This window comes from Kineosporia sp. NBRC 101731, from assembly GCF_030269305.1.
GTDB lineage: Bacteria > Actinomycetota > Actinomycetes > Actinomycetales > Kineosporiaceae > Kineosporia.
In genome coordinates this window covers 1,160,312-1,176,202 of record NZ_BSTC01000001.1, presented here as the reverse complement: position 1 = coordinate 1,176,202, position 15,891 = coordinate 1,160,312, and the positions used below count along the sequence as shown (strand labels likewise).

General features: G+C 66.8%; 11 protein-coding genes and 1 tRNA gene. All 12 read right to left on the bottom strand.

Translation table 11 applies throughout. The annotated features are described in order from the left end of the window. Nucleotides 1–216 precede the first annotated feature (216 nt). The 12 genes from QSK05_RS05145 to QSK05_RS05090 all read right to left on the bottom strand — a co-directional run bounded on the left by QSK05_RS05145 (nt 217) and on the right by QSK05_RS05090 (nt 15,787). Entirely contained in the window at nt 217–4,092 is a 3,876-nt protein-coding gene (locus tag QSK05_RS05145) for a DNA-directed RNA polymerase subunit beta' (RefSeq protein ID WP_285594407.1), read from the bottom strand. A 129-nt stretch (nt 4,093–4,221) separates the two neighbouring features. Next, a complete protein-coding gene (gene rpoB, locus QSK05_RS05140; protein WP_352299975.1) occupies nt 4,222–7,698 on the bottom strand; it encodes a DNA-directed RNA polymerase subunit beta in 3,477 nt (1,158 codons plus the stop codon). A gap of 562 nt (nt 7,699–8,260) precedes the next feature. Further along, nucleotides 8,261–8,641 (bottom strand): 50S ribosomal protein L7/L12, encoded by a 381-nt coding sequence (rplL, locus tag QSK05_RS05135; RefSeq protein WP_231482816.1) that lies wholly within the window; start codon nt 8,639–8,641, stop codon nt 8,261–8,263. 114 nt (nt 8,642–8,755) lie between these two features. After that, on the bottom strand, nt 8,756–9,322 hold the full coding sequence (rplJ, locus tag QSK05_RS05130; protein WP_231482817.1) for a 50S ribosomal protein L10: 567 nt from the start codon (nt 9,320–9,322) through the stop codon (nt 8,756–8,758). A 241-nt stretch (nt 9,323–9,563) separates the two neighbouring features. Continuing rightward, nucleotides 9,564–9,986 (bottom strand): response regulator, encoded by a 423-nt coding sequence (locus tag QSK05_RS05125; RefSeq protein ID WP_285594401.1) that lies wholly within the window; start codon nt 9,984–9,986, stop codon nt 9,564–9,566. Then, nucleotides 9,983–11,656: an ATP-binding protein gene (locus QSK05_RS05120; protein WP_285594400.1), complete on the bottom strand. Its 1,674-nt coding sequence runs from the start codon at nt 11,654–11,656 to the stop codon at nt 9,983–9,985. Before QSK05_RS05120 ends, QSK05_RS05125 begins: the two co-directional genes overlap by 4 nt. A 13-nt stretch (nt 11,657–11,669) precedes the next feature. Beyond that, entirely contained in the window at nt 11,670–12,866 is a 1,197-nt protein-coding gene (locus QSK05_RS05115) for a PP2C family protein-serine/threonine phosphatase (protein WP_285594399.1), read from the bottom strand. Between the two features lie 263 nt (nt 12,867–13,129). Continuing rightward, nucleotides 13,130–13,840 (bottom strand): 50S ribosomal protein L1, encoded by a 711-nt coding sequence (rplA, locus tag QSK05_RS05110; protein ID WP_285594398.1) that lies wholly within the window; start codon nt 13,838–13,840, stop codon nt 13,130–13,132. A gap of 88 nt (nt 13,841–13,928) precedes the next feature. Further along, nucleotides 13,929–14,366, bottom strand: coding sequence for a 50S ribosomal protein L11 (rplK, locus tag QSK05_RS05105; protein WP_285594396.1), 438 nt, complete (start codon nt 14,364–14,366; stop codon nt 13,929–13,931). Nucleotides 14,367–14,401: 35 nt separating this feature from the next. Beyond that, nucleotides 14,402–15,217: a transcription termination/antitermination protein NusG gene (gene nusG / locus QSK05_RS05100; RefSeq protein ID WP_285594394.1), complete on the bottom strand. Its 816-nt coding sequence runs from the start codon at nt 15,215–15,217 to the stop codon at nt 14,402–14,404. Nucleotides 15,218–15,329: 112 nt separating this feature from the next. Next, on the bottom strand, nt 15,330–15,551 hold the full coding sequence (gene secE / locus QSK05_RS05095) for a preprotein translocase subunit SecE (RefSeq protein WP_285594391.1): 222 nt from the start codon (nt 15,549–15,551) through the stop codon (nt 15,330–15,332). A gap of 163 nt (nt 15,552–15,714) precedes the next feature. After that, a tRNA-Trp gene (locus tag QSK05_RS05090) sits at nt 15,715–15,787 on the bottom strand. Between the last annotated feature and the right edge of the window lie 104 nt (nt 15,788–15,891).

Below are 15,891 nucleotides of genomic sequence, written 5' to 3'. Positions count from 1 at the left end.
CTGTGAGGCTACCCGCTGGCCCGCGCGAGCGTCAAAACGGCCCGCACTCGGATCAGGGGCTTCTCCCCTGTCTCATCAGTTCGATGGCGGGTGAGCCCAGCCGGACGCCGGACCCACCCCACACCCACGGTCCCCAACCGCCCCGCGCGCCGGTTTTGTTCCTCTGCAGGAACCGGAGCACGGAGACGGCCGGGAATCGACATCAGTTCTGCTACCTCAGCGGTCGTACCGGCCGAGGTCGAACTCCTCCAGCGGGACCGCCTGACCGGTGCCGACACCGAAGTGGCCGTAGTCGACCTCTTCGTAGCCCGGCATCGCGTACATGGCGGCCTTCGCCTCCTCGGTCGGCTCGACCCGGACGTTGCGGTAACGGGGCAGACCCGTACCCGCCGGGATGAGCTTACCGAGGATGACGTTCTCCTTGAGGCCCAGCAGCGGGTCGCTGCGGCCCTCCATGGCGGCGTTCGTGAGGACGCGGGTGGTCTCCTGGAAGGAGGCCGCCGACAGCCACGAGTCGGTCGCCAGGGACGCCTTGGTGATACCCATCAGGTCCGGACGGGCCGAGGCCGGCTGGAGGCCCTCGGACACCACCCGACGGTTCTCGGTCTCGAACCGGGACCGCTCGACCAGTTCACCGGGCAGCAGCTCGGCGTCACCGGACTCGATGATGGTCACCCGCTTCAGCATCTGGCGGACGATCACCTCGATGTGCTTGTCGTGGATACCCACGCCCTGGCTGCGGTACACATTCTGCACCTCGTCCACCAGGTGCACCTGGACCGCACGCGGCCCGAGGATGCGCAGCACCTGCTTGGGGTCGATCGCACCCATGATCAGCTTCTGGCCGACCGTGACCTGCTGACCGTCCTCGATCAGGAGGCGGGAGCGCTTCGACACCGGGTAGGCGACCTCTTCGGAGCCGTCGTCCGGCACCACCACGAGCTTGCGCGAGCGGTCGGTGTCGTCGATCCGCACCCGGCCGGCGGCCTCGGAGATCGGGGCCACACCCTTCGGGGTACGGGCCTCGAAGAGCTCCTGCACACGCGGCAGACCGTGGGTGATGTCCTCACCCGCGACACCACCGGTGTGGAAGGTACGCATCGTCAGCTGGGTACCCGGCTCACCGATGGACTGGGCCGCGATGATGCCGACGGCCTCACCGATGTCCACGAGGTGACCGGCGGCCAGCGAACGTCCGTAGCAGCGGGCACAGGTGCCCACCTTGGACTCGCAGGTGAGCACGGAGCGCACCTTGACCTCACGGACGTTCTTGGACAGCAGCAGCTCGATGCTCGGGTCGCCGAGGTCGGTGTTGGCGGTCAGCACGACCTCGCCGTCCACCACCACGTCCTGGGCCAGGGACCGCGCGTACACGCTGTTCTCGACCGAGTCGTGAGCCCGGATGCCCCCGTCCGGGGTCTCCGTGGCGATCGGCATGACCAGACCGCGCTCGGTGCCGCAGTCCTCCTCGCGGATGATCACGTCCTGCGAGACGTCCACCAGACGACGGGTCAGGTAACCCGAGTCGGCGGTACGCAGGGCGGTGTCGGCCAGACCCTTACGGGCACCGTGGGTCGAGATGAAGAACTCGACCACGGAGAGACCTTCGCGGAAGTTCGCCTTGATCGGGCGCGGGATGATCTCGCCCTTGGGGTTGGCGACCAGGCCTCGCATACCCGCGATCTGGCGCATCTGCATCCAGTTACCACGAGCACCGGACGACACCATCTTGTAGATGGAGTTCGTACGCGGGAGGTTGGCTTCCATCTCCTTGGCGACCTCGTTGGTCGCCTTGGTCCAGATCTCGATGAGCTCCTGACGGCGCTCGTCGTCGGTGATCAGACCGCGCAGGTACTGCGACTGCACCTTCGCCGCACGCTGCTCGTAGCCGTCGAGGATCTCGGCCTTGCGCGGCGGGGTGACGACGTCGGAGATCGAGACCGTGACCCCGGACCGGGTGGCCCAGTGGAAACCGGCCGCCTTGAGGGCGTCCAGCGTCGCGGCCACGGCGACCTTCGGGTAGCGCTCGGCGAGGTCGTTGACGATCGCCGAGAGCTCCTTCTTGCCCACCACCTTGTCGACGAACGAGTAGTCCGGCGGCAGGGTCTGGTTGAACAGGGCCCGGCCCAGGCTGGTCTCGAGAATGACCGCGTCGCCCGCGGTCCACCCCTCCGGCGCCTGCCAGTCGGACGGCGGCACGATGTCGTCGAAGCGCAGCTTGATCTTCGCCTGCAGGTGCAGCTGACCCGCGTCGAAGGCCATGATCGCCTCGGCGATGGAGCTGAACGAACGGCCCTCACCGACCGGGCTCTCGTCATTGTCGAGAGTCAGGTGGTACAGACCGATGATCATGTCCTGGGTGGGCATGGTCACCGGGCGGCCGTCAGCCGGCTTCAGGATGTTGTTGCTCGACAGCATCAGGATGCGGGCCTCGGCCTGCGCCTCGGCGGACAGCGGCAGGTGCACCGCCATCTGGTCGCCGTCGAAGTCGGCGTTGAAGGCCGAGCAGACCAGCGGGTGGATCTGGATGGCCTTGCCCTCGACCAGCTGCGGCTCGAACGCCTGAATACCCAGACGGTGCAGGGTGGGCGCACGGTTCAGCAGCACGGGGTGCTCGGAGATGACCTCTTCGAGCACGTCCCACACGACCGGGCGGGCCCGCTCGACCATGCGCTTGGCCGACTTGATGTTCTGCGCGTGGTTCAGGTCGACCAGGCGCTTCATCACGAACGGCTTGAACAGCTCGAGCGCCATCTGCTTGGGCAGACCGCACTGGTGCAGCTTGAGCTGCGGGCCGACGACGATGACCGAACGGCCGGAGTAGTCGACGCGCTTGCCCAGCAGGTTCTGGCGGAAACGACCCTGCTTGCCCTTGAGCATGTCGGACAGCGACTTCAGCGGGCGGTTACCCGGGCCGGTCACCGGCCGGCCGCGGCGGCCGTTGTCGAACAGCGCGTCGACGGCCTCCTGCAGCATCCGCTTCTCGTTGTTGACGATGATCTCCGGCGCACCCAGGTCGAGAAGACGCTTGAGGCGGTTGTTCCGGTTGATCACGCGGCGGTACAGGTCGTTCAGGTCGGAGGTGGCGAAGCGGCCACCGTCGAGCTGAACCATCGGCCGCAGGTCCGGCGGAATCACCGGGACGCAGTCGAGCACCATGCCGAGCGGCGAGTTGTTGGTGGTGAGGAACGCGGAGACCACCTTGAGCCGCTTCAGGGCGCGGGTCTTGCGCTGCCCCTTACCGGTCGCGATCGTCTCGCGCAGGCTCTCGGCCTCGGCGTTCAGGTCGAAGGACTCCAGCCGCTTCTGGATCGCGGCGGCGCCCATCCCACCCTCGAAGTAGATGCCGAACCGGTCCCGCATCTCGCGGTACAGGATTTCGTCACCCTCGAGGTCCTGGACCTTCAGGTTCTTGAAGCGGTCCCAGACCTGCTGGATCCGGTCGATCTCGGCGTCGGCGCGCTTGCGCAGCTGCGACATCTCGCGCTCGGCCGATTCCTTGACCTTGCGGCGCACGTCGCCCTTGGCGCCCTCGGCCTCGAGCTCGGCGAGGTCGCCCTCGAGACGCTTGGCGCGCGCCTCGACGTCGGAGTCGCGCCGGTTCTCGATCTCCTTCTTCTCCACCTCGATGTTCGCTTCCATCGAGGGAAGGTCACGGTGGCGGGACTCGTCGTCCACCCAGGTGATCATGTAAGCGGCGAAGTAGATGACCTTCTCGAGGTCCTTCGGCGCCAGGTCGAGCAGGTAGCCCAGACGGCTCGGGACACCCTTGAAGTACCAGATGTGGGTCACCGGGGCGGCAAGCTCGATGTGACCCATGCGCTCACGACGCACCTTGGCGCGTGTCACCTCGACGCCACAGCGCTCACAGATGATGCCCTTGAAGCGGACGCGCTTGTACTTGCCGCAGTAGCACTCCCAGTCCCGGGTCGGACCGAAGATCTTCTCGCAGAAGAGTCCGTCCTTCTCCGGCTTGAGCGTGCGGTAGTTGATGGTCTCCGGCTTCTTCACCTCGCCGTGCGACCACTGCCGGATGTCTTCGGCGGTGGCCAGGCCGATACGCAGTTCGTCGAAGAAGTTGACGTCCAGCAAGACGTGCCTGCTTTCTCCTGGGTAGTTCTTAATTTTTTACTGACCGGACTTCTCAGTCCGTGGTGAGCGGGAGGCCGGCGCGGCCCGCATCCTTCCGATTGACGCGGGCCGCGCGGCGCTACTTCCGGCTCAGACTTCCTCGACGCTGCTGGGCTCACGACGGGACAGGTCGATGCCCAGTTCCTCGGCGGCGCGGAACACGTCCTCGTCCGAGTCGCGCATCTCGATGGAGGTGCCGTCGCTGGAGAGCACCTCCACGTTGAGGCACAGCGACTGCATTTCCTTGATGAGGACCTTGAACGACTCCGGGATGCCGGGCTCCGGGATGTTCTCGCCCTTGACGATCGCCTCGTAGACCTTGACGCGACCCACCACGTCGTCGGACTTGATCGTCAGCAGTTCCTGCAGGGCGTAGGAGGCGCCGTAGGCCTCGAGGGCCCACACCTCCATCTCGCCGAAGCGCTGACCACCGAACTGCGCCTTACCACCCAGCGGCTGCTGCGTGATCATCGAGTACGGACCGGTGGAGCGGGCGTGGATCTTGTCGTCCACCAGGTGGTGCAGCTTCAGGATGTACATGTAACCGACCGAGACGGGCATCGGCAGCTTCTCGCCGGTACGGCCGTCGAAGATGGTCGCCTTGCCGGTGCCGTCGATCAGACGGACGCCGTCACGCGTCTTCCGGGTGGAGTCGAGGAGACCGATGATCTCCTCCTCCCGCACACCGTCGAAGACCGGGGAGGCGACCCGGGTGTTCGGCGGAGCCTGGCGACGGTCCTCGGAGATGAGCTTGGCCCAGGCGGGCTCGCCCTCGATCTCCCAGCCCCGCGAGGCCACCCAGCCCAGGTGCGTCTCCAGCACCTGGCCGACGTTCATCCGGCTCGGCACACCCAGAGGGTTGAGCACGATGTCGACCGGCGTGCCGTCCTCGAGGAACGGCATGTCCTCGACCGGCAGGATCTTGGAGATGACGCCCTTGTTGCCGTGACGGCCGGCCAGCTTGTCACCATCGGTGATCTTGCGCTTCTGCGCCACGTACACGCGCACCAGCTGGTTGACGCCCGGGGGCAGCTCGTCGCCGTCCTCGCGGTCGAAGACCTTGACGCCGATGACCGTGCCGATCTCACCGTGGGGCACCTTCAGGGAGGTGTCACGGACCTCGCGCGCCTTCTCACCGAAGATCGCGCGCAGCAGCCGCTCCTCCGGCGTCAGCTCGGTCTCACCCTTGGGCGTGACCTTGCCGACCAGGATGTCGCCGGGGACGACCTCGGCACCGATCCGGATGATGCCGCGCTCGTCGAGGTCGGCGAGGACCTCCTCGGCCACGTTCGGGATGTCCCGGGTGATCTCTTCCGGACCCAGCTTGGTGTCGCGGGCGTCGACCTCGTGCTCCTCGATGTGGATCGAGGAGAGGACGTCGTCCTGCACCAGACGCTGGGAGAGGATGATCGCGTCCTCGTAGTTGTGCCCTTCCCAGGACATGAACGCGACCAGCAGGTTCTTGCCGAGCGCCATCTCACCGAGGTCGGTGGCCGGGCCGTCGGCGATGACCGAGCCGACCTCCAGACGCTGGCCCTCGTCCACCAGCACGCGCTGGTTGTAGGACGTGCCCTGGTTGGAGCGGCGGAACTTGGCGATCTTGTAGGTGGTGTGCGTGCCGTCGTCGTTCATCGTGGTGACGGCCTCGGCCGACACCTCGGTGACCACTCCGGCGGTGTGCGCGACCACCACGTCCCCGGCGTCGACCGCGGCCCGGAACTCCATGCCGGTACCGACCAGCGGAGCCTCGGACTTCACCAGCGGCACCGCCTGCCGCTGCATGTTGGAGCCCATCAGCGCGCGGTTGGCGTCGTCGTGCTCGAGGAACGGGATCAGCGCGGTGGCGACGGACACCATCTGCCGGGCCGAGACGTCCATGTAGTCGATCTCGGCGGCGGGGACCAGCTCGGCCTCGCCACCCTTCGACCGAGCCAGGACGCCGTCCTCGACGAAACGCCAGTCCTCGGTCAGAGGAGCGTTGGCCTGCGCGACGATGACGTGGTCTTCCTCGTCGGCCGTCAGGTAGTCGATGTCCGTGAGGACCTGGCCGTTCTCGACCCGGCGGTACGGGGTCTCGACGAAGCCGAACGGGTTGATCCGCGCGTAGGTGGCGAGCGAGCCGATCAGGCCGATGTTCGGGCCTTCCGGGGTCTCGATCGGGCACATCCGGCCGTAGTGCGAGGGGTGCACGTCACGGACCTCGAACCCGGCCCGCTCACGGGACAGACCACCCGGGCCCAGCGCCGAGAGACGACGCTTGTGGGTCAGGCCGGCCAGCGGGTTGTTCTGGTCCATGAACTGCGACAGCTGCGAGGTGCCGAAGAATTCCTTGATCGACGCCACCACGGGGCGGATGTTGATCAGGGTCTGCGGCGTGATCGCCTCGACGTCCTGGGTCGTCATCCGCTCCCGGACGACGCGCTCCATCCGGGACAGGCCGGTACGGACCTGGTTCTGGATGAGCTCACCGACCGTACGCAGACGCCGGTTGCCGAAGTGGTCGATGTCGTCGACCTCGACCACCAGGTCGATCGGGTCACCGTTCTTGGTGCCCGGCATCGAGGTGCCGCCGGCGTGCAGCGTCACCAGGAAGCGGATGGCCGCGATGATGTCGTCGACCGTCAGCACGCTGTCGGTCAGCGGCTGGCTCAGGCCCAGCTTCTTGTTGATCTTGTACCGGCCGACCTTGGCGAGGTCGTAACGCTTCGGGTTGAAGTACAGGTTCTCCAGAAGCGTCTGCGCGGCCTCACGGGTCGGCGGCTCGCCCGGGCGCAGCTTGCGGTAGATGTCGAGCAGCGCCTCGTCGGTGCTGGCGGTGTGGTCCTTCTCCAGCGTCTGGCGGATCGAGTCGACCTCGCCGAACTCCTCGAGGATCTGCGCCTCGGACCAGCCCAGCGCCTTCAGCAGCACCGTGACCGACTGCTTGCGCTTACGGTCGATGCGGACACCGATCATGTCGCGCTTGTCGATCTCGAACTCCAGCCACGCACCGCGCGACGGGATCACCTTGACGGTGTAGATGTCCTTGTCCGAGGCCTTGTCGATCGAGCGCTCGAAGTAGACACCGGGCGAACGCACGAGCTGCGAGACGACGACTCGCTCGGTGCCGTTGATCACGAACGTGCCGCGCTCGGTCATGAGCGGGAAATCGCCCATGAACACGGTCTGGCTCTTGATCTCGCCGGTGGTGGTGTTCATGAACTCGGCCGTCACGAACAACGGGGCCGAGTACGTCATGTCCCGCTCCTTGCACTCGTCGATCGAGTACTTGGGCGGTTCGAAGCGGTGGTCACGGAACGACAGACTCATCGATCCGGAGAAGTCCTCGATCGGGGAGATCTCTTCGAAGATCTCCTCAAGACCAGAGGTGATGGGCACATCCTGGCGGCCACCGTCGACGGCGGCCTGCACCCGTGCCTGCCACTTGTTGTTGCCGAGCAGCCAGTCGAATGCGTCGGTCTGCAATGCCAGGAGGTTGGGAACCTCAAGCGGTTCATGGATCTTGGCGAAAGAGATACGGCCGGACGGGCTAGTCGAGCCATTGAACGCGGTGCGCGAGGCAGCCAAGAGGGGTCCTTCCACGGGCCTGCGGGCGTAACGTGCGCGCGCTCTGGATTCTCCCGCGAATCGACGCTTGGAGGGCAGAGGTCAGCGCAAAGGCTCACCCTACCGGAAAATGGCCAGGACTGTCTAACCGGCATTTCAGCCGGTGCTGGCAACTCAGCACGTCGCCGTTCAGAGCCTGGCGCAGACGATGGGCGTAGCCCGGCTCACCTGCATCTTCACGCTCTACGGCGGTGCTTGCAGAAAGAGCATGACAAGCGCTCAGACCAGCGTCAACCCCACGCGCCGCGACATTCCGGTGACCGGTGTGCCGACTTTGCGTCGACTTCCGGTCACACTCGCGGACCACGAACGGTGCAGAGCCACATCATCCGGAGGAACGAGCCTGCTACCTGGCCGTTCGGCCGATCGGGTGACAGGGCGGACCCAGAGCTTCGAGGAGTACGGGACGACGACCGGTGCGCGACGACCGGTGCAATGTGAATCATCCCAAAGCAGCGGTTCCCCGCACCGCCGGGCGGTACGGGGAACCGTGGAGCATGCCCGGCGGTGCGCCGGGCGGAGATCACTTCAGGGTGACGGTGGCGCCGGCGCCCTCGAGGGCAGCCTTGGCCTTCTCCGCAGCGTCCTTGGCGACCTTCTCGAGGACGGCCTTCGGGGCGCCGTCGACCAGGTCCTTGGCTTCCTTCAGACCCAGGCTCGTGAGGCCACGGACCTCCTTGATGACCTGGATCTTCTTGTCACCGGCGGCCTCGAGGATGACGTCGAACTCGTCCTGCTCCACAGCGGCCTCGGCCGGAGCGGCGCCACCGGCGGCGGCCACGGCAACCGGGGCGGCGGCGGTGACGTCGAAGGTCTCCTCGAACGCCTTCACGAACTCGGAGAGCTCGATCAGGGTCAGTTCCTTGAAGGCGTCGAGCAGTTCGTCGGTGCTGAGCTTCGCCATGGTGGCTATCCCTTTCGGTACTGCGTTGCGAGACATGCTCCGCAACGAGGTCTGGAGAAGTGGATCTGCTGCGCAGGATCCAGATGAATCAGGTGGTGCGGGACTGACCTGAGGTCAGGCCTCCACGGTCTCGGCCGCGGTCTCGCTCTCGGCAGCTGCGGGAGCGCCTTCGGCCTGCTTCGCCCGGAGGGCGTCGACAGTCCGGACCGTCTTGGAGAGCGGGGCGTTGAAGAGGACGGCGGCCTTGGTGAGGGACGCCTTCATCGCGCCGGCCATCTTGGCCAGCAGCACCTCGCGGGACTCCAGGTCGGCGAGCTTGCGCACCTCGTCGGCGGTCAGCGGGTTGCCGTCAAGGAAACCGCCCTTGACGACCAGCGCCGGGTTCGCCTTCGAGAAGTCACGCAGGCTCTTGGCCACCTCGACCGCGTCACCGGTGACGAACGCAACCGCGCTCGGACCGGCCAGCTCGCCGTCGAACGCCGTGACGCCGGCGTTCTGCGCAGCCAGCTTCGTCAGCGTGTTCTTGGTGACCGTGTAGGTCGCGTGCTCCGCGATGCTCTTACGCAGCTGCGTGAGCTGGGAGACGGTCAGTCCTCGGTACTCGGTCAGGACCGCGGCGTTGGAACCGCGGAACTTCTCGGTGAGTTCTGCGATCGTCGCAGCCTTGTCTGCCCGTGCCATGGGACTCCTTCACTTCTGTTGCCGGTGCGGTCACGGCCCCAGACGTGCGAAACGCCCCGCGCAGATGCACGGGGCGTTGGAAGTCTTCCACCCATCAGGGGCGGAGCAATCAAAGCCAATCCGGACACCTACGCAGGTCGCCCACGCAATGGCGGGACCTTAGGCCGAACTCGGTAGAGGACGGCGACCGGCGATCTTTGGCTACGTCAAGAGTACGGGTGAAGAGCGCCCAGAACAAAATTCAGCGCCGGGGCAGCCGGACGATGCTCACGAAGAAGTCGTCGATGTGACGCACCACCTTCACGAACTGCTCGAAGTCCACCGGCTTGGTCACGTAGGCGTTGGCGTGCAGGTCGTAGCTGTGCAGCACGTCTTCCTCAGCCTCCGAGGTGGTCAGCACCACCACCGGGATCTGCCGCAGCTGCGGGTCGTCCTTGACCTGGGCCAGCACCTCGCGGCCGTGCACCTTGGGCAGATTCAGGTCGAGCAGGATCAGGTCGGGTGTCGGCGCGTCGGTGTACTCGCCGCGCTTGTAGAGGAAGTCCAGGGCCTGCGCCCCGTCCCCCACCACGTTCAGCCGGCTGGCGAGACCGGTGCCCTCCAGGGCCTCCCGCGTCATCAGGACATCGCCCGGGTCGTCCTCGACCAGCAGGATCGCTATCACCGCATCACCTTCACCGTGGGCTCGGACTCCAGCACCTTCAGGTCGGAGTTGACCGGCAGGGTCCAGCGGATGGTGGTACCCGGACCGTCCTGGCCGGGCTCCCAGACACCGTCCCGGGGCTCCGGTACCGCGTCGGCGGCCGGGGGCTCGACCCAGATCTTCCCGCCGTGGTACTCGATGATCTTCTTGCACATGGCCAGCCCGATGCCGGTGCCCCCGTAGGCCTCCTTGGCGTGCAGGCGCTGGAAGATCAGGAAGACCCGGTCGGCGTACTCCTGCTCGATGCCGATGCCGTTGTCGGTGCAGGTGAACTCCCAGAAATCGCCGTCCCGGCGGGTGGTGATCCGGATCCGGGGAGCCGCGCCGGCCCGGAACTTGATCGCGTTGCCGATCAGGTTCTGCAGCACCTGGGTCAGGAGCGGCGCCTCACCGTGCACCACCGGCAGATCGTCGGCGGTGACCTCGGCCGCCGACTCCTCCTTGGCCGTCTCCAGGTTCAGCAGTGCGTTCGCCAGGCACTCGGACAGGTCCACGTCTGCGGAGGGCGTGCTGAGCCGGCCCACCCGGGAGAACTCCAGCAGGTCGTTGATCAGCTGCTGCATGCGCTTGGCCCCGTCCACCGCGAAGTGGATGTACTGGTCGGCCCGGTCGTCGAGCTGCCCGCCATACCGCCGCTGCAGCATCTGGCAGAAGCTCGCCACCTTGCGCAGCGGCTCCTGCAGGTCGTGCGAGGCGACGTAGGCGAACTGCTCGAGCTCCCGGTTCGACCGCTGCAGCTCCTGCGTCTGCTCCTCGAGGATCGTCCGGGCCTGCAGCGTCTCGCGCCGGGCCTGTTCGGCCTTCTCGACCTCGCTGATCAGCCGGTGGCGCATCATCTCGACATCGGCACCCAGCTGCACGAACTCCGGAGGGCCGATGCCGATGACCTGATGGCTCAGCTCACCGTTGGCCACGATCCGGGCCTCACCGGCCAGGAACGCCACCGGCCGGCTCACCCAGCGCCGCATCAGGATCCACAGCACCACGCCGGCGACCAGGCAGATGATCGCGCTGAGCACGCCGATGGCGAAGCCCAGGTTGGTCACCTCGCCCAGATGGTCGGCGGCCTTCTCCCGCTCCGGGCGCAGGATATTGATGGCCTCGGTGTAGCGGGCCCGGAAGACGTCGAAGAGCTGACGCCCTTCGGTGAAGTCGGCCTCGGTGAGGTCCGCGCCGTCCTCGAGCGACTGGATCGTCGGGGCGGCCCACTCGTAGTACCAGACCTGGGCGGCCTTCTCGGCCTCCTGCATCTTCGGCACCACGCTGGTGTCGGGCAGCACCGTGTCCAGGTTGCCGGAGACCGGATGGTCCCAGGGCTGGCCCGAGTCGTTCAGCGGGTCCAGCGCGGACTTGTCGTGGGTCAGCGCGTAACCGCGGATCGCGGTCTCCGAGTCGAGCATCGCGATGAAGTAGTTCTGCGACGAACGCAGCCCGTCGTAATAGTCCCGGACCACCTCACGCTGCACCTGCCGGGTCTCCAGCAGGGTCACCACAGCCGCGGTGACCACCCCGGTGAGTAGCGCCACCACCACGACCAGGGCGGCGGCGATGCGGCCGTGGACACCCCAGACCCGGGGCTGCCGGATCCGCTCCCACAGGGTGTCGCCGGCCACGGACTGCGTCTGTGTCACTGAAAGTCTCTCGTCACTGGAATTCTCGGGGCCACTGCACGGCGATCACCGCGACATCGTCGGGTAGCTCTCCCCCGTGCGCACCCTGCACCCGATCGAGCAGGTCGTCCACCACGTCGGCACCGTCGTCACTGATCACGCGGCTGGACCGGGCCAGGTCGAGCAGACCGGGCACACCCAGTTCGTGCGGCATACCGTGGCCGCGAGAGCCCTCGACCAGACCGTCGGTGTAGAAGAGCAGCCGCCACCGGGTGGGCAGGGTGATCTTGCGGCCCCGCCAGGCACCGGGCGGGAGCAGGCCGAGCGCCAGGCTGGCCGGGTCACCCGGCAGCGGCGTGGGCACCGGGTCGAGCAGGACCGGCGGCAGGTGGGCGGCGAGCCACAGGTGCGCGGTGAGCCGGTCGGCGTCGATCACGCAGAGCGTGGCCTGCACGAAGATCTCGTCCGAGCGCCGCTCACGGATCAGCACGTCTTCCAGCACCGGCAGCAGACGGTTCGGGTCCACCCCGGCCATCACCAGGGCCCGCCAGGCGACCCGCAGGCTGACCCCGAGCGCGGCCTCTTCCGGTCCGTGCCCGGCGACGCCGCCGATCAGCACGAAGACCCGGCCGTCGGGAGCCTCGACCACGTCGTAGAAGTCGGCTCCGAGCAGGTCACCGGCCTGTGGGCGGTAGCGGGCGGTGACGCCGAGGGCGGGGTCGCGGGTCTGGGTGAGCGGCAGCAGGCCACGTTCCAGACGGGCGTACTCCCCGGCCCGCACCTCGCTGGCGTAGAGCTGACGGGACTGCTCCTCGGCCCGGCGGCGCTCCATCGCATAACGGATCGCCCGGCTCAGCAGCTCACCGTCGACCTGGCCCTTGACCAGGTAGTCCTGAGCGCCGGCGGCGACCGCGGCGGCCCCCGAGCGCTCGTCGTCCAGGCCGGTGAAACAGATGACCGCGACGTCGGAGGCCTCGTCGAGCAAGGCGTGCACGACGTCGAGGCCCTGCCCGTCGGGCAGGCCGAGGTCGAGCAGGACGCAGCCGAAGCGGTTGCGACGCAGGAGGTCGCGGGCCTGCTTGAGACTGCGGGCGCGAACGATCTCGAAGTCGCTGCCGGCAAGGTCCAGGAGATCCTCGACGATCAGCGCGTCACCGTCGTCGTCCTCGACGAGCAGCAGCCTGCTCTCCGAGCGTGCCGCCGGTTCTTCCAGTCGTTCAGTTTCGTACACCGGGCCTCCGCCCCACACTTTTTGTGCACAGCAAACGGCGCTGGGGCCCGGCTGCTGGACCCTCACCACATACGGGGTACCCCGTTTGGCGCCGCGCCCATTAACCCTACCTTGCGGATCAGTAGAAATTGCCCCTGCCAGACGGCGATGATGCGCTTTAGTGATCATGAGAACGGCCCCGCTCGCACAGTGCGAACGGGGCCGTTCATCAGGTGGTCGCCCCGGGCGTCAGGCGCCCGGGTTCGTGCCGGTGCGGAACAGGCTCAGGCCTGGTCTTCGACCAGCACACGCACCTGGGTCGGGTCGACCGGGATGCCCGGGCCCATGGTGGTGGTCATGGTCGCCTTCTTCAAGTAGCGACCCTTCGCGGCGGACGGCTTGAGGCGCATGACCTCGTCGATCGCGGCCGCGTAGTTCTGCACCAGCTGGGTCTCGGTGAACGAGGTCTTCCCGATGATGAAGTGCAGGTTGGCGTGCTTGTCGGTGCGGAACTCGATCTTTCCGCCCTTGATCTCCTCGACCGCCTTGGCGACATCCATCGTCACCGTGCCGGTCTTCGGGTTCGGCATCAGGCCACGCGGGCCCAGCACCTTACCCAGACGCCCGACCTTGCCCATCAGGTCGGGAGTGGCGACGACGGCGTCGAAGTCGAGGAAGCCGCCCTGGATCTTCGTGATCAGGTCGTCGGAGCCGACGATGTCGGCGCCCGCGGCCTCGGCCTGCGCGGCACGGTCACCGGTGGCGAAGACCAGCACCCGGACGGTCTTGCCGGTGCCGTTCGGCAGGTTCACGGTGCCGCGGACCATCTGGTCGGCCTTACGCGGGTCGACACCCAGGCGGAATGCGACCTCGACGGTGGCGTCGTACTTGGTGTTCGACGTCTCCTTGGCCAGCTTGACCGCGTCAAGCGGGGAGTACAGCTCGGAGCTGTCGATCTTCTCCGCCGCTGCGCGGTAGGACTTGCTGCGCTTCATGGTTCTCCTCCTGGAGAGGTTGTGGTCGACGGGCCGCGCTGGGCCCTGCCACGCGGTGCTGTGAAAAAAGTTCAGTACGGGGAGGGACTCAGCCCTGGACCGTGATGCCCATCGAGCGGGCGGTGCCGGCGATGATCCGGGACGCGTTGTCCAGATCGGCGGCGTTCAGATCCTCGAGCTTGGTCTGGGCGATCTCCCGGATCTGGGCGGCGGTGAGCGTGCCGACCTTGGTCTTGTGGGGCTCGCCGGAGCCCTTGGGAACGCCCGCAGCCTTCTTGATCAGCTCGGAGGCCGGCGGGGTCTTGGTGATGAAGGTGAAGGAACGGTCTTCGTAGACCGTGATCTCCACCGGCACCACGCTGCCGCGCTGGCCTTCGGTCTTGGCGTTGTACGCCTTGCAGAACTCCATGATGTTCACGCCGTGCTGACCGAGCGCAGGGCCGATCGGCGGGGCGGGAGTGGCCTGGCCAGCATTGATCTGCAGCTTGATCAGAGCTGAGACCTTGGCCTTCTTCTTGGGGGGCATGACGCTGTTCCTTTTTTCCGGGTGTTTAGGTGCGATCAGATCTTGGAGACGTCGGCGAACGACAGTTCGACCGGAGTCTCCCGACCGAAGATCGAGACCAGCACCTTGAGCTTCTGGGCGTCGGCGTTGATCTCGGAGATGGTGGCCGGCAGGGTCTCGAACGGCCCTTCCATCACGGTGACGGTCTCGCCGACCTCGAAGTCGACGACCTTCACCTCAGACTTGCCGGAGCTCTTGCTGGTGCCCGCGTTCTCCGTCGGCTCCAGGGCCGGGGCGAGCATCGAGAACACCTCGTTCAGGCTCAACGGCACCGGCTGGTGCGTGTGCCCGACGAAACCGGTGACGCCCGGGGTGTGCCGGACGGCGCCCCAGGACTCGTCGGTGAGGTCCATGCGCACCAGGACGTAACCGGGAATGCGCACCCGGCGGACCTGCTTGCGCTGACCGTTCTTGATCTCGGTGACGTCTTCCATCGGGACCTCGACCTGGAAGATGTAATCCTCCATGTTGAGGCTCGTGGTGCGGTTCTCGAGGTTGGCCTTGACCCGGTTCTCGTAACCCGCGTAAGAGTGGATCACGTACCAGTCGCCCGGGGCGCGGCGCAGACCGGCCTTGAACTCCTCGACCGGGTCGACAGCGGGCTCGTCGTCCGCACCGGCGGTCGGGGTCTCGTCGGTCTCATCGGCCTCGTCCGACCGGTCGGTCTCGTCAGCTTCGTCGGCCGAGGTGAGCTCGTCCTGCTCGAGGGCGTCCGCCACCTCATCGGTGGCGGCGGCGTCGGAATCGGCCTCAGCTGCCTTGGCGGCGAGGTCGATCTTCTCCTCGGTGACTTGCGAGGTGTTCTCGGACACGCTTTGTCCTGCTTCCCTTCGTACCTTCGGCCTGGTCACGTTCAGGTCAGGCCCGCTCTCAACGCTCACGTTCGATCTTGCGATCCTCTACGGGAGCCGGCCTGGAGGCGACTTAGCTGCCGCCGCCGAACGCCCAGAGCACGAACTTGCCGAAGCCGAAGTCCAGCGCCGACACGTACAGCATCACGGCCATGACGAAGACCAGCACTACAGACGTGTAGGTGATCAGTTCGTTCCGGGTCGGCCGGACAACCTTCCGCAGCTCGGCCACGACCTGCCGCAGGAAGAGCAACGGCCCGCCCCTGCGCTTCTTCGTCGATGACGTGCTGCTCACGGTCCTCACCTGGTTGTCTAGGCCCCGTTGTCAGGCCCGGGTCCGCCCGAGCCAGCGCCGAGGCGTGGATCTAGGTCGGCCCGTGGTCGCGGCCCGCATCGAACCTGTCGATACGGGCCCTTGTCGGCCTCGTGGCACATCCTGTTGCCACGAACACATCCCGCAGGGCAGGAGGGACTCGAACCCACAACCGCCGGTTTTGGAGACCGGTGCGCTACCAATTGCGCCACTGCCCTACGAATAGAAGCTCACTTCCAGTCAGCACACCATCGGTGCGCCTCAGACTGGCGGATCGCAACCACCCGGGCGAGAGTCTACGCATCGATGAGGCCTTGGGTCG

What these genes read in the sequence shown, in the direction of transcription:
- rplJ (WP_231482817.1), bottom strand. Translation starts at nt 9,322, where the DNA reads ATGGCACGGGCAGACAAGGCTGCGACGATCGCAGAACTCACCGAGAAG.
- rplL (WP_231482816.1), bottom strand. Translation starts at nt 8,641, where the DNA reads ATGGCGAAGCTCAGCACCGACGAACTGCTCGACGCCTTCAAGGAACTG.
- rplA (WP_285594398.1), bottom strand. Translation starts at nt 13,840, where the DNA reads ATGAAGCGCAGCAAGTCCTACCGCGCAGCGGCGGAGAAGATCGACAGC.
- rplK (WP_285594396.1), bottom strand. Translation starts at nt 14,366, where the DNA reads ATGCCCCCCAAGAAGAAGGCCAAGGTCTCAGCTCTGATCAAGCTGCAG.